We start from the raw sequence: 22702 nt of genomic DNA, 5'->3' as shown, positions 1-22702 counted from the left end.
TTACGGTTTCGATAGGATCTGAAATTATAAAACCCTAATGCAGATGTGCAATTTTATGAAGGATTGTAGATAAATAATACGTGTAGAAGGAGTGTACTAAATGACAAAGAAATTCTTGAGTCTCATCGTAATAGCCACTGTATCTATTTCGCTTATGTTAGCAGGCTGCTCTTCATCTAAATCGGATGATAAAAATAAGAAGAATGAGGGGAAGCCGAAGGGCGAGCTTGTGCTTGCATTTGATTCTGAGCCGGCAACAGGATTTGATCCGACAACCGGTTGGGGACGTTATGGTTCACCGCTATTTCAAAGTACATTGTTGAAAAGAGATGACAAACTAAACATTGTAAATGATCTTGCAACAAGTTATGAAGTAGATGAAGAGGGTAAAGTTTGGACTGTTTATTTGCGCGATGATGTCAAATTTTCTGATGGGAAACCACTAACGGCTAGGGATGTGGTATTCACATTTGAAACAGCAGCCAATAGTGGGTCGGTTGTTGATTTGAACGTATTGGATAAAGTCGAAGCAGTTAATGATACGACCGTGAAATTCACATTAAAAGAAGTGCAATCCACATTTATAAACAATCTAGTGGCAACGGGAATCGTCCCACAACATGCATACAGTGAAGACTATGCTGAGAACCCGATTGGTTCAGGCCCCTATCAACTTGTACAGTGGGACAAGGGACAACAGATCATTGTGAAAAAGAATCCAGAATACTATGGAGAAAAACCATATTTTAACAAATTGACTTTTGTATTTTTAAATGAGGATGCTGCATATGCAGCTGCCCAAGCGGGAACAGTCGATCTTGCCTATATACCAGCCGCGTTTAGTAATAAGGAAGTACCTGGCATGAAACTTGAAACAGTTAAAACTGTGGACAATCGTGGAATCGTATTTCCTTACGTGAAGTCAGGTGATTTCACTGAAGATGGTTTACCAATCGGGAATGACGTAACATCAGATCCAGCCATCCGTCATGCAATTGATATGGCAGTTGATCGGAAAGCGTTAATTGACGGTGTGTTGGAAGGATACGGAACACCTGCCTATACTTCTGTTGATGGGCTTCCTTGGTGGAATCCAGATACAGTCATTGAAGATGGTGATTTGGACGGAGCGCGTAAGGTATTGGAAGAAGCGGGTTGGAAAGATTCTGATGGAGATGGAGTACTTGATAATGGCTCTTTGAAAGCCGAATTTAGTCTTTACTATTTAGCAAATGACACAATCAGACAGTCTCTTGCCATTGCAGTTGCAGATATGATGAAACCACTCGGTATTAATATTAAAGTAGAGGGTGGAAGCTGGGACATTATTGGTAAGAAAATGTATTCCGAGGCTGTGCTTATGGGGTGGGGAAGTCACGACCCGCATGAATTATACAACATCTATGGCAGCGATAATGCTGGAATTGAGTATTATAATACAGGCTACTATAAAAATGACAAAGTAGATGAATACTTCAAGAAGGCCCTTCATGCGAAAAGTGAAGCTGAGGCAATCGAGTTTTGGAAAAAAGCCCAATGGGACGGTACGACCGGTTTAAGTGGAAAAGGGGATGCCGCTTGGGCATGGCTAGTTAACATCGATCACTTGTATTTGGTGAAAGATGGTCTTGATATCGGAGATCAACGAATCCATGTACATGGACATGGTTGGCCGGCAACAGACAACATTGCCGACTGGAAATGGAGTAAATAATGTGCGCAAAAATATTGGTGTAAAGATAAGTAAGTTTCTGTTGATGAAGGGTTCAAGAATGCTTACTTTATTATTTGCGATTTGCTTAATATCCTTTTTATTAATAAAGAACTCCCCGATTGATCCGATTCAAGCTTATGTTGGTGCTGATATGTTAAAGGTAAGTCCTGAACAGCGAGAGAAGATTGCTGAGTATTGGGGGCTTGATCAACCTGTAATGGTGCAGTTTTTTAGTTGGCTTTCTGCTTTACTTTCAGGTGACTTGGGAACTTCAATGATTTTCCGCCGCCCGGTGTCTGAAATCATCGGAGAGCGCTTTTGGAACTCGCTTGTCCTGATGCTGACCGCATGGATATTATCGGGAGTTATCGGTTTTGTCATGGGCGTTGTGTCGGCCATGAAAAAGGATACTTGGATTGATCGGATTATAAAGTGGTATTGTTATACATTGGCCTCAACTCCGACTTTTTGGATGGGCCTTCTTATGCTGATTGTTTTTGCGGTGTGGCTCGGGTGGTTCCCAATTGGATTAGGTGTTCCAACAGGGGTCCTTGCTGAAGACGTCACATTAGCAGATCGATTACAGCATCTTATCCTCCCAGCCATGACACTTAGCATTCTTGGAGTTGCGAATGTAGCCTTACATACGCGACAGAAGCTGATAGATGTCCTGGCGAGTGATTATGTGTTGTTTGCGAGGGCGAGAGGTGAGCGTGGCTTTCTCTTATTTTGGAGACACGGCTTGCGTAATGTTGCCTTGCCTGCAATCACTTTACAATTTGCCGCTTTTAGTGAACTGTTTGGTGGAGCGGTGCTTGCTGAGCAAGTATTTTCATATCCAGGTCTTGGACAAGCGACAGTAGAGGCAGGCTTAAGGGGAGACGTCCCTCTTTTATTAGGGTTAGTACTATTTAGTACGATTTTTGTTTTTGCAGGAAATCTAATTGCCGATATGATCTACTACGTTGTAGATCCGAGAACGAGGGAGAGTCGAACAATATGATTCCAGGCCTCAAAATAGGAACGAAGGAAGAAAAGGTGAAACGGTTTTATCTGAATCGAAGACAGAAGACGCTTCTTACAATCGTTGTTGCGACAATTATCTTACTAAGTGTTGTAGTAGGTGGCGCAATGCTTGATCAAGAAAGAATTGCTACGAATCTTAATGAACGAAATTTGCCCCCCTCTCTTAAGCATCTTTTTGGTACAGATTGGCTGGGTAGGGATATGTTTACCCGGACGATTATGGGGCTTTCCTTAAGTATGGGGGTAGGGTTGATTGGAGCAATTGGCAGTACGTCAATTGCTCTTGTCTTGGGTATGGTGTCTGCAACAATGGGGAAAATGGCCGATCGTCTAATTACATGGCTCATCGATCTCTTTCTAAGTGTTCCACATCTTGTAACGTTAATTTTGATTGCTTTTACATTGGGCGGAGGATTTAAAGGCATTGTTATAGGGCTTATGCTAACTCATTGGCCAAGCCTTGCACGAGTCATTAGAGCAGAGGTTATGCAAATCCGCTCAGCAGAATATGTTCAGATTTCTCAACAGATGGGAAAATCCAGTTGGTGGATTGCTGTACATCATATTTTTCCTCATTTGATTCCACAACTCTTAATTGGTTTCATGTTGATGTTTCCCCATGTGATCTTACATGAAGCAGCAGTCACATTTTTAGGATTAGGATTATCACCCCATGAGCCAGCTATTGGGATAATTCTATCAGAATCTATGAAGTATTTGTCTTCGGGTATGTGGTGGCTCGCCTTTTTCCCAGGGCTTTGCTTACTAATTATTGTACGGACTTTCGAGACGATTGGAGAGAACTTCCGTATGCTGATAGACCCGACAAGGGCTAATGAGAAATAAAGATGAGTAGGATGATGAAAAGCAAGTGGTCCTATTTGGTTGGTAAGGAGGTAGCGAATGTCTATCCTTGAAGTGGAAAATTTGTCGATATCTTTTAATCAGTATACAGAGAGTTTGAAACAAAAAAATGTAAACGTCATTTCAAGTTTGAATGTCACGCTTGAAGAAGGTGAAATACTAGCAGTTGTGGGAGCCAGTGGTTCTGGGAAGAGCTTGCTTGCGCATGCCATTCTTGGAATCTTGCCAAACAACGCAAATATTAGTGGAACGATTAGCTATGACGGAGAAATTCTTACGGCTGCACGGCAAGCTTCGTTACGCGGAACAGAAATTGCACTTATTCCACAATCAGTGAACTATTTAGATCCATTGATGCGAGTAGGGAATCAAGTTCGCACTTCTGTAAAAGTTGGAGATGCAGTTGCGGCACAACGCAAAGTTTTTGAACGGCTTCGCTTGAAGTCAGCCGTTGAAAATATGTACCCATTTCAGCTTTCTGGAGGCATGGCAAGGAGAACTCTTTTATCCACAGCTATTGTCAGTGGTGCAAAGGTAATTATTGCGGATGAACCCACGCCAGGCCTCGATCCAGTCGTTATCAAAGAGGCGTTAGAAAACTTCAGGGAATTCGCAGACAATGGATGTGCGGTTATGCTCATCACACATGATATTGAATCCGCTTTAACGATTGCAGATAAAATTGCTGTGTTTTATGCAGGTACAACCGTGGAGATCGCCCCTGTAGAGAACTTTAATGGGGATGGTGAAGCGTTGCGGCATCCTTATAGCAAAGCGTTATGGAGGGCCTTGCCACAAAATGAATTTATACCAATTCCAGGCTCGCAGCCCCGCCCAAATAATTTACCATCCGGTTGCTTATTTGCCCCACGCTGTCCTATAGCAACCCCTGAATGTGAACTAGCACAACCGGAAATGCGCGAACTTCGGAATGGAAGGGTAAGGTGCATCCATGCAACTTGAAGCAAAAAATATCGGTTTTCGTTATGGCGATGGACCTTGGCTGTTTCAAGGCGTCAATTTCACTGTAAAACCAGGAGAAATTGTTGGGCTTACAGCACCTAGTGGACGTGGTAAAACAACTTTTTGCCGGATTTTAGCGGGATATGAAAAGCCTCTGGAAGGAAGCATTACCATTGAAGGTTTGCCGGTACCTACAAGGGGATTTCATCCTGTACAATTGATATTTCAGCATCCAGAAAAAGCAGTCAATCCACGTTGGAAAATGGAAAAGGTTTTGAGTGAAGGGGAGAAGCCAAACCCTGAACTGCTAGATTTATTAGGAATTGAGCAGGAATGGTTGACTCGTTGGCCTAACGAGCTATCTGGAGGAGAATTACAACGCTTTTGTGTGGCAAGGGCGTTGGGGTCCAATCCACATTTTTTAATTGCAGATGAAATGACAACAATGCTTGATGCCATTACGCAAGCTCAGATTTGGCATGCTGTTCTCGAAATCGCCAAAAAGAGAAAGATGGGTATCATCATCGTTAGTCATGAAGAAAAGCTGATGCAACGATTGTGCCACCGAGTGGTTGAGTTGAAAAGTTTTTAATACAAATAGAGGGTTTGAGATTTTCTTTTACTTTATTGTAGAGTCGAGAATTCGATTAAATAGAATTGCAGTAGCATAAGGCTGATTTTTCCTTGAACGAAGAGGGGGAATCGGTTCTTTTTATGCTTGGTATAGAAAGTCTAAGTATTTCTAACGTCGTCTCAATTGCTTAAAATATAGAAATTAGGGTATCACTATATAAACGGACCGTTGCTTTTTGAACACTTAGCTTCTTTACAAAGATGGTAGAGATTTTTTACCGGTATTACTAAATAATCGGTTGGTTTGACATTTATCCTTCACAGTTTTATACTTGGATTTAATTTTCATTAAAAAGACGGATTCGTTAGTCAATAAGGAATATTGAAAAATATTGAAATTGTAGTAATACGAATTTAGCGAGGAAAGTTTTTTGATGAACTTGACACTATTTTGGGAGGTGTTCCTGTGGTTGACGACTTTGAAGTAGAAAAAGTTTTTGAAGACAGGCCGTATGAGCGGATCCAGTTTAAGCTCATCATAGACGGTCGTAATTATAAAGGCGACTATCATGATGGCGAGATCCAATGGCTTAATCCGCATCCCAAGCAAGATGTCGGCGAAGAAGAAGTAAAAGCTGTAGAGGATGAAGTTCTTGAACTGTTATCCGAACATGGGATCAGGGATGAAGTAGATGCTATTGAGATTGAACGTTCCCTAAGCAATAATCAAACTCGACCGCTTCAAATGTTTAAGTTAAAAATTCAAGGTGAAGAGTATAAAGGGACTTTTATTAACGGCGAGATCGAATGGTTTCATCCAAAACCGAGACGCAAACTAAAAGATGAACGCGTAAAAAAAATAGAAGAAGATGTTCAAAAGAAATTGACAGAGCATCTTGAATAACGAATTGAAGTGCGCAGTCTGAGTTATTATACTAACTCAGACTGCGTCTTTTCTTTTTGCAATTATTCCTATCTCCGCAAAAAAACGAGTTGAGTAATGGAAAATAGAAAGAGAAGCTTTCTGTTTTGCTCTTTCCTGCCCGACGATTTTATTTTCTATTCCAAAAGCGTTGCTGGGCGATAGCGGAAACAAATTCCTCTCCGAAGTTTTGGTTGTTAGTCGCAAAAACGACACCTGCTAAATTATTTTCTTCAGAGGTTTGAAGAAGCGACTGTCCGGTTGAAGCAATACCGATCGGCTTATAATGTTTGTATGCGACCTGTATGAAATTCATAACATCAGAATTAAATTTTGCCTGATTATTGGAGCTGCCGCCAACGACATAGAGCGAGTCAAGCAAGTAAGGGCTCGTGGTCAGGAATGTATCATCTACTTTGAGCTTCGTACCATCCGTACCTGTGACAGTGCCAAGTTTTTCACTGACGATGTCGACAAACACTCCATATTTTTCGAGTGTATTCAGTACGTTGGTTACTTCATTACTGTTAAAACCATTGCCGATCAACACTCCGACCTTTAATGAATAAGCATAACTTGGTGTATTGGCCTGACTAAGTGAAGGGTAGCTAGTTGAGGTAGAGACATTTGTGCCGTTTGGACGATCAACACCTATATTATCCGCAACGATCATAGCCAGTTCTTGGTCAACATTTACTATCATATCGACGTTTTGCTGTCGGACCGATTCACTTTTCACTTTTCCAAGTTGATAGCTTAACGCTTCAATCGTATGCTGTTTTTCAACTGGGGTCAGGCTATTCCAAAAAATTCTTGGCTGAGTAAAGAAGTCATCGAACGATTTGCTTCGTGCCCGTATGGCGTGCCCATCGATTTTTTTAGGGTAGGATTCGTAGCCTCCTTCTTCTGGCGGCGTAGTATATGGAGTATTATCAGCTAATGAGTTTTCATGATAGTTTACTTGATCTACATCGATTCGATACCTCATAAAGCCTTGTCTTGTATTATTATGGAACGGACAGATTGGCCGGTTGATGGGTAAGTCCTGAAAGTTTGCGCTGCCAAGACGATGGTATTGGGCACTTTGATAAGCGATTAATCTTCCTTGCAGGACGGGATCATTAGAGAAATCAATTCCCGGAACGACATTTGCGGGATTGAATGCCACTTGCTCCAATTCCGCAAATTCATTATCCACATTACGGTTTAATGTCATCTTTCCAATTGGCTGAACGGGGACGAGTTCTTCTGGCCAAAATTTTGATGGATCTAAGACATCAAAATCAAATTTGAATTCATCTTCCATCGCAATCAGCTGGACACCTAATTCATATTCTGCGTATGCACCACGGTCAATCGCCTCTCTAAGATCTCGCCGATGAAAATCCGGATCAATCCCGCCAATTTTTTGTGCCTCGTCTTGAAGCAAGGAATGAACACCAAGCACAGGCTTCCAAGTAAATCTCACAAAAGTTGCTACTCCTTGTTCATTAACAAATAAGTACGTATTGATCGACCATGATTCCATCATGCGATAACTTCTTAGAATGCCTCGATCCGACATGATCCACAATACCATGTGAAAACTTTCTTGGTTATTTGCTACGTAATCCCAAAAATTATCATGCGCCCCAGCAGCTGTCGGCATCCCGGTACGTGGCTCAGGTTGGTATGCATGCATTACATCAGGGAACTTCATGGCGTCCTGATTGACCAATACAGGCATAGCGATTGTAGTTAAATCATAATTTCCTTCTTCGGTGTAAAATTTCACACCTTTGCAGCGTAAATCCCTTGCCGTATCCTTAGACCCTCTGCTCCCTTGCACAGTAGAAAATCGGACGAAAACAGAAGTCTTTTTACCTGCTTCCTGTAAGAATCCAGCTTTTGTGAATTGTTTCATCGACTGATAACATTCAAATTCACCATGGGCTCCGTAACCTCTAGCATGAACTTTTCTTTCTGGTATTGGTTCATGGACGAAATGAGTCATCTTCTCAAAGAATTCAAAATCTTGACGTAGTGAAGGACCACGGTCACCCGCCTTTAATTGTTCCTGATCGTTTGATAATTTTTTTGATTGATTGGTCGTCAGTGGTTTACCTGTGTTTTGTACGCGGAACTCATCTAGCTGTTCATTTTTTAAATTTTTCTCCCTATGGTCTTTTGGAGACTTCCCATCCATTGAATCACCCATCCTCACGTCTTAATTTTTGTGTTCACATATATACCTATGTAGAGTTTTCTAGGTCTAGAATGAAATTGGCTTGGACTTTATCTGCGAATCAAAAAGACAGAGTATAGCGTAGATGACCCAACTCAAAACTTTGGTGAATGGGAGGTCCTATACTGGTAATCAGGTATCTATTAAGCATGCATTTTTTTACAGAACTTGTACAATGAACATAGAATAACGAGAAATGAGAGTGACTGCCATGCCGAAAACTAAACGCAAACCACAAGAAAGAAAAAATGTACTTAGTGTAAGTGCATTACTGGTCGTCTGTGGCATTGTGTTATTCAAATCCTTCATTTGGGATGAGTATATAGTCAATTCGACAGCCTGGGCTGCGTTAGAAGGCCGAGAAGGCGAAGTGGGAGTAGGATATGCCATCAGCAAGAAACAAGAGTTGGCCATTAAACCCTTTAAAGATGGATTTAAGATCTATGCTGTATCTAAAGGTTTTTTTGGCTGGACTGTCACAGATGAAGAGTTTGTTGGCAATAAAGAAAACGAGTTTTATGAGATAGGTGAACTGGATTTGCAATTTAATCCAAGTGAAAAATTGTATTTGAATTTCGTTTTGGATCAAGACGAATACTTCGAAAAAATAAAGGCTTACTCTCCGGGCGGTATAGAAATAGGATTCAATCGATCTGTAGGCAATGACGTGTTTTTCTACTACCATTATAGCGATAAGCATTTAGGTGACGTGATGTATGAAGGAATTCGTTCAAACGGGAGTGTGGAGAAATTGAAATAACGAGCAGAATGATTCTTATCAAATGACGTATCCTATCCTAAAGGAGGTGTGCGTCATCATTCGAAAAATAAGCTTGGTAATTGGAATTTCAATGGCGAGTGTCTCAATGTTCACTTATCTGCCTACTGAACTCGTTGCTCAATCAGCGATTCCTTCATATGCTAAATGGTCTAGGATCGCGATTCAAGAGACGCAAATGAAATATCCTCATGCAAATATTATGGATTACTTGCATATCGGAAGTGAGTCGAGGAAAGAGTCCACTGTTGAAAAGTTTCGATTGTGGCTGCGGGAAGGTGACAAAGAATTCGCGGTGTTTGTCAAAGTCACTTATTCTATTAAAACAAACAAACTGATCGATATTGAACTTCAGGAGATGGATTTTTCCTGAATGCAATCAAACTCACGCCTCTGCATTCGGTTCGTAGTTTTGTTACAATTGACGGACAAGTATGTCTACCAAATGAATGAGGGGTGGCTTTGATGAAAGTCGATAATGAAGAATTGTTGCTGGACTATATTGCGGCCAGTACGAACCTATATGGGGTAATCCCGTTTGCTAAAGCAACGGAGATATACAATGAACATAACGGAGAGAAGATTTCATTAAACATCATGATTGCTTTTGTGAATAACCAAGCAGTTATTAAGAAATTGGAAGAACGTTTTGTTCATGTCAATACAGATGCATTTGTGGCAGAAGTCATTCATGTATTTGACGAAAAGGAAGTAGTGGAGCAAGCAGCCGCGGGTAAACCTTATTATGTACCGAAACCAGAAGAATTTCTCTTGTTTACAGATCAATCTTATTTTCAGCGGACCCCTCAGCAAGAGCAACTGAAAAAGATGATGCTAGAGGATCTTGATGATTCGGTCGATATTGAGGAAGAAGTGGAAGAACTTGTGCTGGATCTGCAAATGAGCGGTGGAGATTTCACAAAAGAACTGTCAGAGTTCCTTGGGCGGCTGAAGTTACCTATGGAAAAAGCTGAGCGTTATATTCCAGTGATTATCGATATTGCCAATACAACGAGACTTTGGGAAAATCGGGGCCATACGCCGAATGAGTTGATGCAGTAAATCATCAGTCCGTTTCGATAGACAATCATTACACAGGCGATATAATGAAGGTAAATCAGATAATTTGGAGGATGTAACTCATGACATTGAAAGAATTAACTGCAAGAGAAGTACAAGAGCAACTGGAAAGCGGCAAAGAACTGCATATTATTGATGTCCGCGAAGACGACGAAGTAGCACAAGGTATGATTCCGGGCGCCACACATATCGCACTTGGCAATCTTCCTATTGAAATGCATGATTTGGACCAAACAACGCCTTATATTCTAGTCTGTCGTTCAGGCGGAAGAAGTGGACGTGCACAAGAAATTATGGCAGATGAAGGCTTTGATGTGACGAACATGACGGGCGGCATGCTAGCTTGGGAAGGGCAAACAGAATAAATCAGTAGGACACCGCCGAGAGGAACATCTCTTGGCGGTGTTTTAATTTGAATTGCACGATTGATCAGTAGGGAAAGAGCTTCCTGGCTATAAATACATTATACACTGAGCCCAACCCGCTTAGGAAAGCACCGAAGTCTCCTCGCATCCAAGTTGACATCCTCGATCCAAACCCATTTCTCAGAATGAACAATTCCTTCACCCGCAGACATAACCCGAAAGGTCCAAGCGTATAGTGAAAGAAAAAGGCGGTGTAGAGATGAAAAAATGGCTTGCGGCAGGCTTGCTGTTATTTTTTTCGATAGGAGGTGTATGGTATGGAGTGAAAGCTTCAGATCGCGGATTTTTCACACCCGCTGAGCTAGGTGGTGTGAAAATTTTAATCGATCCGGGGCATGGCGGTGAGGATGGGGGGGCTTCGGCGGAAGATGTCATTGAAAAGGATGTAACCTTAAGTATCTCCCATGAAGTTAAGAAATTACTTGAAAAAAAAGGTGCGACTGTGAAAATGACGAGGGAAAAAGATGGAGATGCGATTGCTGAACATGCCCCATCTGAAAAATTCACTTCAAATCGAAGTCGTAAATTCGCAGATTTGAAGTTGCGGGAAAGTATGGCGATCGAATCGAAGCCGGATATGTTCATAAGCGTTCACGTTAATGCGATTCCAGAAGAGCGTTGGCGAGGTGCGCAAGTATTCTACCATCCTGATGGCAACCCGGCAGGAAAACAGTTGGCGACTTCTATCCAAGACGAACTGCGTGATCAGCTGAAAAATACAGAACGCGAAGCGATGAAAATTACAGGTGTCTATTTGCTGAAGAAAGTACCGGTCCCTGCCGTTTTAGTGGAAACAGGATTTTTATCCAATCCGGAAGAACGGGGTTTATTGGCGGATAAGGCTTATCAGAAAAAGGTGGCGGCCGCCATCGTGGATGGAATTGTGAAATATGAACATGCAGAAGAACAGTGAGTCAAAAGACGGTTGATAGAGTAGTGATTATGGTATACTGGGGGGAGATTGGATAATATCAGTAAGGAGTGTCGAATGTGATTAATGAACAGCAAGTCCGTGAATTGATTGGCGCATTGGAAGATCCGTTTTTACATAGAACACTGGCAGAAACAAATGGTATTGTAGGCGTTACGATTAAGCCTGAAAAGCAGCATGTCAGTGTCAAAGTAGCAATTGCAAAAGTAAATACCGGTGAGCAATTGACGCTTCAATCAAAAGTAGTGGACGTTTTGAAAGAGGCAGGGGCAGACTCTGTAGGAATTCGTTTTGAAGAACTGCCGAAAGAAGTTCTCGAGCAATTCCGCGGAACTGTAACAGAAGCAGAAACCCAAGATATTTTATCTCCTCTATCCAACATCGAATTCATTTCGATTGCGTCCGGTAAAGGTGGGGTTGGGAAGTCGACAGTATCTGTCAATTTGGCTGTTGCTTTAGCAAGACGCGGTAAGAAAGTTGGTTTGATCGATGCGGATATTTATGGATTCAGCGTTCCCGACATGATGGGGATCACGGCTATGCCTGAGGTCAGAGAAGAGCGCATCATTCCGGTAGAACGATTTGGTGTTAAGGTCATCTCAATGGGCTTTTTCGTGGAAGATAATGCGCCAGTTGTATGGCGGGGCCCAATGCTTGGTAAAGTGCTGGATCAGTTTTTCCGCGATGTTGAGTGGGGCGAGCTTGATTACTTATTGCTTGATTTGCCGCCGGGTACAGGCGATGTAGCGCTTGATATCCATCAAATGATTCCGGCATCTAAAGAAATCGTTGTCACAACACCGCATCCTACAGCTGCATTTGTAGCTGCGCGTGCAGGTGCGATGGCTTTGCAGACGGATCATGAATTGCTTGGCGTTATCGAGAATATGGCGTGGTTCGAATCCAAAGCATCCGGGGAAAAGGAATATGTCTTTGGACAAGGTGGCGGCGTCCGTCTGTCAGAAGAGCTTCGCACCGAGCTATTGGGTCAAATACCACTGGGTCAGCCTGATTGGAACGACACGGAATTTGCTCCTTCTGTGTATGCGGAAGACCATCCGATTGGTCAGATTTATTTACAAATTGCCGATACCGTGATTGAAAAAAATACTAAATAATTAGTTGGCAGGCGAGAGGGGTTTATGGACCTCCTTCACCTGCTTTTTCTTCTGCTCCACCGCCACCACTCTCTTCTTTCCCGCCTTTCTCATCTTTTCCGCCCTCTTCTGTTGTCCCTTTTCCTGCTTTCATGATCAGTTGCTGCCATTTCGCTTGCATTAAAGGGCTGTTGATCGTGTCTTCCACTGCCTTTTCCATTTCTTTTTTCATTTTACTGGAATTTACGACTTTCTCCATTTGCTTCATCATGTCTGGCTGTCCAAAAAACTTTTCCATTTCCTTTTGAAACGATGCATCTCCCATTAAATCCTTCATAATATCTGCTTGCTGCTTTTTCATACTTTTGGCGATAGACTCTGTAAATTTCGGATCTTCAAATGCGGTTTTCCAAAACTGTTCACCCTCTTTTGAAAGCAGCACATTCTCAATGCTTTCTTTCACTTCTGGTTGTTCCAATACTAAAAGCTCCCGAAATTCGGGATCTGTCATCAATTTGCGTAATGCTTTTTTTCCATCTTCCGTTTGGATCGCATCCGTCATCATTTTTTTCATTTCATCATAACTCGGACCTGACTGTTGTCCGTTGCTGCAACCCGCTAGGAATACAAGGAATAGGAAAATGCCTGCCAATTTTTTCATTCCGATCAACCTTCCACTTGTATTTTCATTTATTGTTCACAATATTAGAGGGAATATGCATGATTCGTTCAATGAAATAGATTTTTTTGTCGAACGTTGATACACTAAGTGAGACATGAAACAATTAAGCGATGGCATAATTGCGTCTGGATTTTGATACAAGTTAGCTCGATTAACTCCTTTTAAAATCCATGATACCTTCTGCCGGAGGCACTATTTTCTTCAGAGAGCGTCTGAATACCCGCTGAAGAGGAAATAAAACTGCATTCATCTCGCCATCTATAGAGGTGGGAGTCTTCTGTTGAATAAAGATAAAAGGGGAACAGTGTTGTGACAATACGAAATTGGGTAAAATTTTTCTTGCGCGCTATGGCCATTGGTGGAGGTATCACAGCCATTGTCGGGTTAATTGTACGTTGGGACTTCTTTTTTGGGTATATACAGGAAGGTGAGATTTGGCAATTTCTTGGTGCCTTTTTATGGATGATCTTTTTAGGCTTCACGATGAGTGTTATTGCGCAGATGGGTTTTTTCGCCTATTTAACAGTTCACCAATTTGGCGTCAATCTGTTCCGCACGCTGACATTGTGGAACTGGGTGCAAGTCCTGATCATTGCAGTTGTGTTGTTTGATTTAGTCTTTTTCCGCTTCCAGTTAACGAAGGAAGATACAGGAAGAACGTTCTTGTATATTTTCTTGCTTTTGACACTCGTTATAGTGTCTGCGGTAACTGCATACTTTAAAGCGCAGTGGACGAAAAAACATGCACTGATCTCCGCTCTATTCTTTATGATTGTGATCACAACACTTGAATGGTTGCCAGCTCTAATGGTCACATCAGGAAATAAAGACGAATGGGTAACCATCCTTCTGTTTCCTTTGCTGGCAGTGAACGCTTTTCAACTATTAGTATTGCCTAAATACAATAAGCAATCCGATATTGATAAGGCTAAATTGGACAAGCGTCGTAATGAACGAAAAAAAGCTAAGCAAAAATCATCAAAAGCTAAATAAATGTAAAAAACCGACAGAATGCCGCTGTCGGTTTTTTACTTTGGAATTTTTTTAGTTTTAATTTTGGGTTGAAAAAGTAGATCTTCAACAGATTGAAACGGTCGGCTCGCCATTAAACGCTCTATATCCTCCACCTGCGCTCGTTCGTCTAAATGGTGAGGAATGGAAATGATATCACCTGCTGCAGCTTTGGGCAAAGCACCCTCTTTCCAATGAACAGTCGAACCGAGCGCATTGATTTCTGCTTCGTTTAACTTATGTAGCAGAGGCTGTGGAAATTGCTCATCAACAGTGCGAAACCATAATGGCCTTGTTTCAAAAAAAGTCTCAAACTGATCCAATTGCTGTTCAAATAATTCACGATCGACCTCATACCTATTGCCTTCCTGCCCAAGCAATGCGACAGGCAAAGAACGCTTCTTCATCTCTTCGACGAGGTTTGGAAAGCGGGATGCCCATTCTACGTCAACAAACAGCAGCGGATATGGTTGAGTCAGCTGCTCCAAAAGATCCTTCACTTCTTGCTCGCCAAATGAAATGTTAATGGTCAAAGCAGAACCTTGGGAACCTCTTACGATGACTGTCGGGTTTTCCGTTAAACGAAAAGCAGTCGTTAAAGCGGGGGATGGTTTGATCAGTTGTGGCAAATATAAAATAAGTAAAAAGCATAGTGTCAAAAGGAGTATGATTTTTTTGAGCATACAGATCTCCTTATTTTTAAAAGTATAAATTAATATATGAAAAAGCCTTGACGCATATGACCGAGCCGCTATATAATAAAAAAGGTTAAAGTATTAAAAGAAAGTTGTTGCACATACTTAATAAGTGTGGTACAATGATTTTTGTCGTTAGAGATAGTAACTAACTATTTTATTTTTCCGCAGTAGCTCAGTGGTAGAGCAATCGGCTGTTAACCGATCGGTCGTAGGTTCGAATCCTACCTGCGGAGCCATTTCTATGCTTCCATAGCTCAGCAGGTAGAGTGCTTCCATGGTAAGGAAGAGGTCGCCGGTTCGAGCCCGGCTGGAAGCTCCATGAACGCTATTTTCATGGCCCCTTGGTCAAGCGGTTAAGACACCGCCCTTTCACGGCGGTAACACGGGTTCGAATCCCGTAGGGGTCACCATTATTTTTATAACAAGTTAAGTAATGCGCGTCATATCTCGTTGAAGAAGCGAGTTGAGCGAGAAATTGTAATTTTAACACGGTGGGGTAGCGAAGTGGCTAAACGCGGCGGACTGTAAATCCGCTCCCTCCGGGTTCGGCGGTTCGAATCCGTCCCCCACCACCATGTTTGTTTTATTTTACACTCAATAAGAACGTAACCAGCTTCACGTTGGGGTATAGCCAAGCGGTAAGGCAACGGACTTTGACTCCGTCATTCGTTGGTTCGAATCCAGCTACCCCAGCCATTTTACTTTTATTAAAGAATATAATGCATAATGAATCCTTATTATTATTAAAATAATGAAGGGTTTTTTTGTGTTTAAATTTAAGTGATAGGTATAGAAGAGAATGATTAATCGTGTATACTATTTAATAATACATATAGGCATTTTCTCTTGTAGAATAAATAAAAATATATAAACATAGGGATTGTGATATAGATATGCAAGAGTTTCTTAATGGTATGGAGAAATTCATCAAACCTAATAGTTCAAAAGGATTGCAAAAACTTCTTGGTGACATTGCCTACACTTTGGAACAGGCCGCCATTGTTTCCATTACCGATCCTCGGGGAACGATTCAATACGCCAATGAAAAATTTGAAAAACTCTCAAAGTATCCATTAAAAGAACTAATTGGAGCCAATCAACGGATTGTCAATTCTGATTACCATGATGCTTCCTTCTTCAAGGAAATGTGGGCGACAATCGGAAGTGGAAAGACGTGGAGAGGAGATATCCGAAACCAAGCCAAAGACGGGTCCTATTATTGGGTTGATACAACGATTGTCCCTTTTTTGAATGACAAAGGCAAACCCTATCAGTACGTATCCATCCGTTATGATATAACAGCTAGAAAGTTGATGGAGGAAGAGATACGAAAAAACGCAGAGCTCTATGAAATTATTACAACCAATGCTTCAGACTTCATTGCAATCATTGATCGCGATGGGAAGTTTCAATACTTGTCTCCTTCTTTCGAAAATTTGTTGGGCTACTCTTTGGATAGCTTGTATTCTGATACGTTATATTCCATTCTCTATAAAAAGGATCGTCAAAAAGTAGAAAGGAAGATTGCGCAATTCAAAGGGTTTCATCGGAAGGTTATCGGTTTAGAATATTCCATGCTGGATGTGAAGGGTGGCTTGCATGTCATGGAAGCCAAGTTAAATGAAGTGCGAGGCTCCATTGATTACGAAGACCAGCTATTGGTCGTCATGCATGACGTGACAGAGCGTGTGAAATCTGAAGAAAAGATCAAACATCTTGTCTATAATGATCAGCTAACTTCTTTGATGAACCGTAATTCATTCCGCGAGCAATTGGCTCTAGCTTTTGAAAGGGCAAAGACTAGGAAGCAAGTATTTGCGCTCGTACATATCAATATTGACCGTCTGCGTTACGCCAACGATCTTTTAGGTCATGAGGCGGGGGATTACTTGTTGTCGATGGTCGGTGAAAGATTAAAAAAGAAAACCGGTCCGGAAAGTTTGCTGGCACGGATTGCTGGAGACGAATTTGCTTTTATTGTAACGGGGTTGTCGGACGAGACAGAAATCTACAATTATGCTGAAGAAATACGGTTGTATTTGGAGCAACCTATTCAGGTGGGGCAACAAACGTATTCGTTATCTATTAGTTGTGGTATCTCAATGTATCCTGAACATGCCAATCAACCGTCTGAACTGGTGACGAAAGCGACATTGGCGCTTGGAAAAGTGAAGACGCGAGGTGGCAGTGACAGTGAGATGTATGAGCATGGTACCTCTAAAATGTCATTGGAAAGAATTTTATTGGAAAATGAAATGCGGAAAAGTATACAGCAACAGCATTTTTATTTGGAGTATCAGCCCAAAGTATTTTTAGGAACTGGTGAATTAACTGGCGTAGAAGTGCTTGTCCGATGGAACCATCCAGATTTAGGTGTGATTCCTCCAATGAAATTTATTCCCCTTGCGGAAGAAACGAAAATTATTGTATCCCTTGGTGAATGGATTTTACGAGAGGTTTGTAAGCAAGCAGCTGCAGAGATCGAAGCCGGTGAATTTTGTAAGTTCGCGGTCAATGTTTCGACTGTACAGATGAAAGAAGAAGGTTTTGCCGATTCGGTATTGAGTATTCTGGAGGAATTTCAAGTTCCCGCTAACATGTTGGAATTGGAGTTGACGGAAAGTTCGTTTATGGATACAGAAGGAATGAAAGAATCCATTCAAAAGCTTCGAAGTATCGGTATCACGGTGGCCATTGATGATTTCGGAACAGGATATAGTACATTTAGCTATATTAAAGAACTTCCTGCTGATACATTGAAAATTGATATGGCATTTGTGCGGGATATATTGGAAAATGAAAATAGTCAGGCGATTGTAAAAGCGATCGTGACACTGGCGGATACAGCAGGATTGAATGTGGTGGCTGAAGGTATTGAATTAAATGAACAAGCGAAGATGCTTTACAACTTAGGTTGTAGAGAAGGGCAGGGCTATTATTTTGGTCGTCCAACCACTTTATTGGAAGCAAAAAAAGCGAACTATAATTCTTCTGAAATTAACAAGAAAATGTAATATAAGGGGGAAGTGCTATGCGCAATCTGGATATTTCGATGATCGGTGTACCTATAGATCTTGGTCAGAGCAGACGTGGAGTGGATATGGGACCGAGTGCGATGCGGTACGCGGGAGCTGTGGAGCGGTTACGTGCATTAGGCCATCAGGTAATGGATCAAGGCAATATAGTAATATCAGCTGTACATGAAAAAACAAGTTCTGAAGCTGGGCTGAAAAACTTGGAAGAAGTGACGGCTGCAACTGTTAAGTTGGCTGAAGCGGTCTCGAATATCGTAGCGGATAATCATTTTCCTTTAGTACTTGGCGGGGATCACAGCATTGCGATTGGCACACTCGCAGGATTAGCGGATCACTACAAAAACCTTGGTGTCATTTGGTATGATGCACATGCAGATATGAATACACGTGAAACCTCGCCTTCAGGTAACATACACGGAATGCCGCTTGCGGTCAGCATGGGTCTTGGACATGAGCGCTTGGTTAATGTGCATCGGGATGGTGTGAAAATTGATCCGAGAAACGTTGTCATTATCGGTGCGCGTGCATTAGACCCGGGAGAACGGAAATTAATTAAAGAACAAGGCGTAAAAGTATTCACTATGCATGAAATTGATCGCTACGGCATGTCTGCCGTCATTCAGCAAACCCTTGAATACTTTTCAACCCGTCAAGTTGATGGTGTTCACTTATCTCTGGACTTGGATGGCTTAGATCCTCTTTATACGCCAGGCGTAGGGACGCCGGTCCCAGGAGGTATCACGTACCGTGAAAGCCACTTGGCGATGGAGTTACTTGAAGATGCAAAAGTCATCACTTCGGCAGAATTCGTTGAAGTCAATCCTGTGCTTGATGAATACAATAAGACTGCAGACGTCGCAGTCGCCCTGATGGGTTCGTTATTCGGTGAAAAATTATTGTAATCAGACGTGACGAAAGCCGATAAAGGCTTCCGTCACTTTTTTAGCTGTAAACTTTTTATCATTTTACGGTGTAAAAATGATAAAGTAGAAGAGGACACAAAAAAGTGGAGAAAAAATGAAACCAAATGAAGTTTCTAACGTATATAGAGGGACAGCCGCATGGAGCGGAGAGTGAAGCCTAATGGATGAATTGATTACAAAACGAGTTAAAGAAGTGTTGAATGGCAATCAAGATGCTTTTGAGGAAATTGTCATTCATTTTCAACATCGGTTGTATCAAGTATGCTACCGTATGCTGAATAACGCTGCAGAAGCAGAGGACATAGCGCAGGAAGCATTCGTACGTGCCTATGTCAATTTGGAGACGTTTGATCAAAAGCGGAAGTTTTCGACCTGGCTCTATCGCATTGCTACAAATTTATGCATTGACCGAATCCGTAAGAAAAAACCGGATTATTACTTGGATGCCCAGGTACCAGGAACAGAAGGCTTAGATATGTATTCGCAAATTGCTGCAGATCAGCGTTTACCAGAAGAAGAAGTGGAAAAGATGGAAATGAAAGACCGTATTCAGTATGAAGTAAGCAGGCTGCCCGATAAATACCGTACGATAATCATTTTACGATATATGGAAGACCTACAGTTGCAGGAAATCGCCGACATTTTGGAGATGCCTCTAGGCACAGTCAAGACGCGAGTACATCGCGGACGAGAAGCACTTCGGCAACAAATGGGGAGTATGTAGGAGGTTGGATTCATGGAAAAATGTCCTAAACATGTTGTCCATTATATGCATGCGTTTTTAGATGGAGAAATTAGCAGTGAAGAAGAAAAAATTTTAACAAAACACTTGGAGTCTTGTGAAGACTGCAAGGCGTTGATGGAAGAATTAGAGCAGACGGAGACGCTCTTTGAGAATGTAGCAACAGTACAGGCGCCGTCTGGATTTTCCAATAATGTTATGGCGAGATTACCGCAACCCATCAAACAAAAAGGACCTAAAAAGTGGTTGCGGCAGCATCCGATGATGGCAGCAGCAGCACTATTCCTTATTCTGATGAGTGCATCTTTTTTCTCAAGCTTTGAAAACGAACAGCAATTTTCATTTACAAAACAGCCTAATATCATAGTCGAAGGGGAAACAGTCATCGTACCCGCAGGCGAGGTTGTAAAGGGTGATTTAGTTGTGAAAAATGGTGATCTTCGAATTGAAGGCGAAGTGGATGGCGATGTTACAGTCATCCGCGGTTCGAAATACATGGCTTCAACGGCTGTCATTACAGGGTCGAGTGAAGAGATCGATGAAGTGTTTGATTGGCTTTGGTATAAAATAAAATCTGTCGCGAAAGAGGTTATTCCTTCTTCGAAAGATGACAAATCGAACAACGAATAGTTTTATTGATAGTTTTGATAAGTGATGTGAGCAGCAAAGCTCTTGCATCACTTTTTTGTCGTTTGTCGAATAGTAGGACACCCTTTAGATAGGCATGTTAGCTGGAAATTATGCTATACTAGATGAATAAGAACTTTTGTAAAAGGTAGGGGAAGCACATGCCGGTTTTGGAGCAGGTAACAACATTAGCACCAATGGAAATTCTGAAAAATATTGTGGATGTGCTTCTTGTTTGGTTTGTACTATATAAATTAATTACAATTATTAAAGGAACGAAAGCCGTCCAATTATTGAAGGGTATTTTCGTTATTTTGATCGGACGTTACCTTACCGAATGGCTGGGATTAAAGACACTTCAATGGATGATGGAAGAAGTTCTCCGATGGGGTTTCTTAGCCGCAATTATTATATTCCAGCCAGAACTACGCCGGGCTTTGGAGCAATTAGGGAGAGGTCGACTGTTTGCACGCACTGCTATGCAGGAAGAAGAGGAACGCGACCGTTTAGTGAGTGCCTTCAGCAAATCAGTCAGTTATATGGCTAAACGCCGGATCGGTGCTTTAATTACAATTGAAAAAGAAACGGGTTTAAGCGAATATATTGAAACGGGTATCCCGATGAATTCGCATATTTCATCCGAATTGCTGATCAACATTTTCATTCCGAATACTCCGTTGCATGACGGTGCGGTTATCGTAACTAAAAATCGCATTGCCGCTGCAGCCTGTTACTTGCCGTTATCTGAAAGCCCGTTCATTTCGAAGGAACTTGGTACGCGACACCGTGCTGCGCTTGGCATCAGCGAAGTGACAGATGCCGTAACGATTATTGTGTCTGAGGAAACGGGTGCCGTCAGCTTAACGGTGGACGGGGATATCAACCGTCATTTAGACATGGATGAATTTGAAAAGTTATTAAGGATTTCATGGTTTGGAAGCGAAGTCGGTCAAGCGGATACTTCTCTATGGAAGTGGGGGAAGAGAAAAAATGGATAAATTCATGGACAGCCCCTGGTCTCTGCGTCTGATTGCTCTGTTTTTGGCTATTATGCTGTTTTTTACAGTAAAAGCCGAAGATCAAACGAGCCGCAATACAGCAAATGATGTTGTCGCTCTCATTCAAGATGTTCCGGTAGAGGTATATTATGATACAGAAAACCTAGTCGTGACAGGCGTTCCGGAAATGGTCAATTTAACAATTGAAGGGCCTGCCAATATTGTGCAGACAACAAAAGTGCTGAAAGATTTCACATTGAAGTTGGACTTGCAAAATTTGACGTTGGGAGAACATACTGTACGGATCCAAGCAGAGAACTTATCCGACAAGCTGGACGTTCGTTTGGATCCCGCAACCGTGCATGTCAATATTGAAGAGAAAGTGACACAATCATTCCGCGTAGATCCCGAAATGAATACAAGATTACTTGCGGAAGGTTATGAAGTGAAAAATATAGAAGTTCAACCGGCTACTATTAGCGTGACAGGTGCAAAGAGTATTGTGGAAGCCATCAGTTTTGTGAAAGTGTCGGTAACTGGCGACAACAATTTGAATAAGTCTTTTGAGCAAAAGGCACGGGTTCGTATTTTGGACCGAGACTTGAATAAAATGTCTGTTTTATTAGATCCAGAAGAAGTGACAGTCAAGGTGGATGTACAGGAATACAGTCGTGAGGTACCGGTAAAGTTAATTCGGAAGGGAAAAGCGGCAGATGAGCTGACAATTGAAAGCTTGACACCAGTAGATGAATTGGTTCGTGTATACGGTGCAAAAAGTGCAGTGGAGGCCATTAATGAAATACCAGTAGAGGTCGATCTTTCGAAAGTGAGTAAATCTGGTAAGTTCGAAGTGGATGTTAAAAAGCCAGAAGGCGTCAGTAAAGTGACACCGAATAAAATAAAAGTACAAGTTAAAGTATCTGGCGATTCAACAAAGTCTGATGAGAGCGAAGAATCGGTGGAGGAAGAAGTAACAATGGGGGATACGGAAGAACCTGAAGCCGAGACACCCCCGACCACCCCGACCACTGCGCAAGTAACACAGCAAATTACGGACATCCCAATATCAGTCAGAAATCTTGATCCCATTTATACTGCTTCTATTAAGCAACCGTCCAACGGCAATGTGTCGTTACAAGTAACAGGGGATAAAGCCGTTGTCGAACGATTGAAACAAACAGATATAGCGGTATATATTGATGCAGCCAATGTAAATGCGGAAGGTGAAGTCTCCGGGCCTTTACTTGTAGAGGCACCTAAAGAAATTTCATGGAAATTGGCAGTTCGAAGTGCCGTATTTGACGTACAACTTGTCGAAGCAAAAACGAAAGCTTGAGATTCGTAATACCAGTGATCCAATTAGGATATGATCGAAAGGAAGAATTTAAA

At 41.9% G+C, this 22702-nt stretch carries 22 protein-coding genes and 5 tRNA genes; 24 read left to right on the top strand and 3 right to left on the bottom strand.

The features are described 5' to 3' along the window. Positions 1 to 100: 100 nt before the first annotated feature. The 6 genes from MKY93_RS18610 to MKY93_RS18585 all read left to right on the top strand — a co-directional run bounded on the left by MKY93_RS18610 (position 101) and on the right by MKY93_RS18585 (position 6044). Complete coding sequence (locus tag MKY93_RS18610; RefSeq protein WP_340760651.1) at positions 101 to 1714, top strand: ABC transporter substrate-binding protein; 1614 nt, start codon at positions 101 to 103, stop codon at positions 1712 to 1714. A gap of 43 nt (positions 1715 to 1757) precedes the next feature. Further along, entirely contained in the window at positions 1758 to 2717 is a 960-nt protein-coding gene (locus MKY93_RS18605; RefSeq protein ID WP_340760952.1) for an ABC transporter permease, read from the top strand. Then, complete coding sequence (locus MKY93_RS18600) at positions 2714 to 3586, top strand: ABC transporter permease (RefSeq protein WP_221835349.1); 873 nt, start codon at positions 2714 to 2716, stop codon at positions 3584 to 3586. Before MKY93_RS18605 ends, MKY93_RS18600 begins: the two co-directional genes overlap by 4 nt. Positions 3587 to 3643: 57 nt before the next feature. Next, a complete protein-coding gene (locus MKY93_RS18595; RefSeq protein ID WP_340760650.1) occupies positions 3644 to 4567 on the top strand; it encodes an ABC transporter ATP-binding protein in 924 nt (307 codons plus the stop codon). Further along, entirely contained in the window at positions 4557 to 5159 is a 603-nt protein-coding gene (locus MKY93_RS18590; protein WP_340760649.1) for an ABC transporter ATP-binding protein, read from the top strand. Before MKY93_RS18595 ends, MKY93_RS18590 begins: the two co-directional genes overlap by 11 nt. Before the next feature lie 447 nt (positions 5160 to 5606). Continuing rightward, positions 5607 to 6044 carry a HicA family toxin-antitoxin system gene (locus MKY93_RS18585; protein WP_139366024.1) on the top strand — a complete coding sequence of 146 codons (438 nt, stop codon included), beginning with the start codon at positions 5607 to 5609 and terminating at the stop codon, positions 6042 to 6044. 148 nt (positions 6045 to 6192) lie between these two features. On the opposite strand, the gene MKY93_RS18580 is transcribed toward MKY93_RS18585, so the two are convergent. After that, the gene (locus MKY93_RS18580) at positions 6193 to 8247 is read right to left on the bottom strand and encodes a catalase (RefSeq protein ID WP_340760648.1); all 2055 of its coding nucleotides are present in this window, start codon (positions 8245 to 8247) and stop codon (positions 6193 to 6195) included. A gap of 250 nt (positions 8248 to 8497) precedes the next feature. Here MKY93_RS18580 and MKY93_RS18575 point away from each other — a divergent pair, with 250 nt between their 5' ends. From MKY93_RS18575 to MKY93_RS18550, 6 genes are all read left to right on the top strand, one after another. Next, the gene (locus MKY93_RS18575) at positions 8498 to 9046 is read left to right on the top strand and encodes a hypothetical protein (RefSeq protein WP_340760647.1); all 549 of its coding nucleotides are present in this window, start codon (positions 8498 to 8500) and stop codon (positions 9044 to 9046) included. 73 nt (positions 9047 to 9119) lie between these two features. Continuing rightward, positions 9120 to 9437, top strand: a complete 318-nt coding sequence (locus MKY93_RS18570) for a DUF3889 domain-containing protein (protein ID WP_340760646.1) — start codon at positions 9120 to 9122, stop codon at positions 9435 to 9437. 92 nt (positions 9438 to 9529) lie between these two features. Next, positions 9530 to 10126: a hypothetical protein gene (locus MKY93_RS18565; protein ID WP_340760645.1), complete on the top strand. Its 597-nt coding sequence runs from the start codon at positions 9530 to 9532 to the stop codon at positions 10124 to 10126. Between the two features lie 80 nt (positions 10127 to 10206). Next, entirely contained in the window at positions 10207 to 10509 is a 303-nt protein-coding gene (locus MKY93_RS18560; RefSeq protein WP_340760644.1) for a rhodanese-like domain-containing protein, read from the top strand. A 259-nt stretch (positions 10510 to 10768) separates the two neighbouring features. Then, positions 10769 to 11482, top strand: a complete 714-nt coding sequence (gene cwlD, locus MKY93_RS18555) for an N-acetylmuramoyl-L-alanine amidase CwlD (protein ID WP_078818305.1) — start codon at positions 10769 to 10771, stop codon at positions 11480 to 11482. 77 nt (positions 11483 to 11559) lie between these two features. Beyond that, positions 11560 to 12618 carry an Mrp/NBP35 family ATP-binding protein gene (locus tag MKY93_RS18550; protein WP_078818304.1) on the top strand — a complete coding sequence of 353 codons (1059 nt, stop codon included), beginning with the start codon at positions 11560 to 11562 and terminating at the stop codon, positions 12616 to 12618. A gap of 22 nt (positions 12619 to 12640) precedes the next feature. Here MKY93_RS18550 and gerD read toward each other — a convergent pair whose 3' ends face one another. Further along, positions 12641 to 13258 (bottom strand): spore germination lipoprotein GerD, encoded by a 618-nt coding sequence (gene gerD / locus MKY93_RS18545; protein ID WP_009498962.1) that lies wholly within the window; start codon positions 13256 to 13258, stop codon positions 12641 to 12643. Positions 13259 to 13588: 330 nt separating this feature from the next. Between gerD and MKY93_RS18540 the strand changes: the two genes are divergently transcribed. Next, the gene (locus MKY93_RS18540) at positions 13589 to 14272 is read left to right on the top strand and encodes a KinB-signaling pathway activation protein (protein ID WP_040759914.1); all 684 of its coding nucleotides are present in this window, start codon (positions 13589 to 13591) and stop codon (positions 14270 to 14272) included. Positions 14273 to 14307: 35 nt separating this feature from the next. Here MKY93_RS18540 and MKY93_RS18535 read toward each other — a convergent pair whose 3' ends face one another. Next, a complete protein-coding gene (locus MKY93_RS18535; RefSeq protein ID WP_078818302.1) occupies positions 14308 to 14973 on the bottom strand; it encodes a hypothetical protein in 666 nt (221 codons plus the stop codon). A gap of 176 nt (positions 14974 to 15149) precedes the next feature. Between MKY93_RS18535 and MKY93_RS18530 the strand changes: the two genes are divergently transcribed. From MKY93_RS18530 to MKY93_RS18480, 11 genes are all read left to right on the top strand, one after another. Further along, a tRNA-Asn gene (locus MKY93_RS18530) sits at positions 15150 to 15224 on the top strand. A gap of 7 nt (positions 15225 to 15231) precedes the next feature. Next, a tRNA-Thr gene (locus MKY93_RS18525) sits at positions 15232 to 15307 on the top strand. A 16-nt stretch (positions 15308 to 15323) separates the two neighbouring features. Beyond that, positions 15324 to 15398: transfer RNA gene (locus MKY93_RS18520), tRNA-Glu, on the top strand. 80 nt (positions 15399 to 15478) lie between these two features. Then, positions 15479 to 15563, top strand: a tRNA-Tyr gene (locus MKY93_RS18515). A 46-nt stretch (positions 15564 to 15609) separates the two neighbouring features. After that, a tRNA-Gln gene (locus tag MKY93_RS18510) sits at positions 15610 to 15684 on the top strand. Positions 15685 to 15881: 197 nt separating this feature from the next. After that, positions 15882 to 18002 (top strand): sensor domain-containing protein, encoded by a 2121-nt coding sequence (locus MKY93_RS18505; RefSeq protein WP_340760643.1) that lies wholly within the window; start codon positions 15882 to 15884, stop codon positions 18000 to 18002. Positions 18003 to 18019: 17 nt separating this feature from the next. Next, complete coding sequence (rocF, locus tag MKY93_RS18500) at positions 18020 to 18925, top strand: arginase (RefSeq protein ID WP_009498956.1); 906 nt, start codon at positions 18020 to 18022, stop codon at positions 18923 to 18925. A gap of 181 nt (positions 18926 to 19106) precedes the next feature. After that, a complete protein-coding gene (sigW, locus tag MKY93_RS18495) occupies positions 19107 to 19670 on the top strand; it encodes an RNA polymerase sigma factor SigW (RefSeq protein ID WP_009498954.1) in 564 nt (187 codons plus the stop codon). A 12-nt stretch (positions 19671 to 19682) separates the two neighbouring features. Then, complete coding sequence (locus MKY93_RS18490; RefSeq protein ID WP_340760642.1) at positions 19683 to 20318, top strand: anti-sigma factor; 636 nt, start codon at positions 19683 to 19685, stop codon at positions 20316 to 20318. Between the two features lie 158 nt (positions 20319 to 20476). Further along, positions 20477 to 21313, top strand: a complete 837-nt coding sequence (gene cdaA, locus MKY93_RS18485; protein ID WP_009498952.1) for a diadenylate cyclase CdaA — start codon at positions 20477 to 20479, stop codon at positions 21311 to 21313. Next, positions 21306 to 22649 carry a CdaR family protein gene (locus tag MKY93_RS18480; protein ID WP_009498951.1) on the top strand — a complete coding sequence of 448 codons (1344 nt, stop codon included), beginning with the start codon at positions 21306 to 21308 and terminating at the stop codon, positions 22647 to 22649. Before cdaA ends, MKY93_RS18480 begins: the two co-directional genes overlap by 8 nt. Positions 22650 to 22702 lie beyond the last annotated feature (53 nt).

Origin of the sequence: Sporosarcina sp. FSL W7-1283 (genome assembly GCF_038003105.1) — a bacterium.
Taxonomy (GTDB): Bacteria; Bacillota; Bacilli; order Bacillales_A; family Planococcaceae; genus Sporosarcina; species Sporosarcina newyorkensis.
This window is presented reverse-complemented; position numbering and strand designations above follow the sequence as displayed.

Bases quoted from the DNA above. Each gene is read 5' to 3' on its own strand.
- MKY93_RS18610 (WP_340760651.1), top strand. From the start codon at position 101: ATGACAAAGAAATTCTTGAGTCTCATCGTAATAGCCACTGTATCTATT.
- MKY93_RS18605 (WP_340760952.1), top strand. From the start codon at position 1,758: ATGAAGGGTTCAAGAATGCTTACTTTATTATTTGCGATTTGCTTAATA.
- MKY93_RS18600 (WP_221835349.1), top strand. From the start codon at position 2,714: ATGATTCCAGGCCTCAAAATAGGAACGAAGGAAGAAAAGGTGAAACGG.
- MKY93_RS18595 (WP_340760650.1), top strand. From the start codon at position 3,644: ATGTCTATCCTTGAAGTGGAAAATTTGTCGATATCTTTTAATCAGTAT.
- MKY93_RS18590 (WP_340760649.1), top strand. From the start codon at position 4,557: ATGCAACTTGAAGCAAAAAATATCGGTTTTCGTTATGGCGATGGACCT.
- MKY93_RS18580 (WP_340760648.1), bottom strand. From the start codon at position 8,247: ATGGATGGGAAGTCTCCAAAAGACCATAGGGAGAAAAATTTAAAAAAT.
- MKY93_RS18575 (WP_340760647.1), top strand. From the start codon at position 8,498: ATGCCGAAAACTAAACGCAAACCACAAGAAAGAAAAAATGTACTTAGT.
- MKY93_RS18565 (WP_340760645.1), top strand. From the start codon at position 9,530: ATGAAAGTCGATAATGAAGAATTGTTGCTGGACTATATTGCGGCCAGT.
- MKY93_RS18560 (WP_340760644.1), top strand. From the start codon at position 10,207: ATGACATTGAAAGAATTAACTGCAAGAGAAGTACAAGAGCAACTGGAA.
- cwlD (WP_078818305.1), top strand. From the start codon at position 10,769: ATGAAAAAATGGCTTGCGGCAGGCTTGCTGTTATTTTTTTCGATAGGA.
- gerD (WP_009498962.1), bottom strand. From the start codon at position 13,258: ATGAAAAAATTGGCAGGCATTTTCCTATTCCTTGTATTCCTAGCGGGT.
- MKY93_RS18535 (WP_078818302.1), bottom strand. From the start codon at position 14,973: ATGCTCAAAAAAATCATACTCCTTTTGACACTATGCTTTTTACTTATT.
- MKY93_RS18505 (WP_340760643.1), top strand. From the start codon at position 15,882: ATGCAAGAGTTTCTTAATGGTATGGAGAAATTCATCAAACCTAATAGT.
- rocF (WP_009498956.1), top strand. From the start codon at position 18,020: ATGCGCAATCTGGATATTTCGATGATCGGTGTACCTATAGATCTTGGT.
- sigW (WP_009498954.1), top strand. From the start codon at position 19,107: ATGGATGAATTGATTACAAAACGAGTTAAAGAAGTGTTGAATGGCAAT.
- MKY93_RS18490 (WP_340760642.1), top strand. From the start codon at position 19,683: ATGGAAAAATGTCCTAAACATGTTGTCCATTATATGCATGCGTTTTTA.
- cdaA (WP_009498952.1), top strand. From the start codon at position 20,477: ATGCCGGTTTTGGAGCAGGTAACAACATTAGCACCAATGGAAATTCTG.
- MKY93_RS18480 (WP_009498951.1), top strand. From the start codon at position 21,306: ATGGATAAATTCATGGACAGCCCCTGGTCTCTGCGTCTGATTGCTCTG.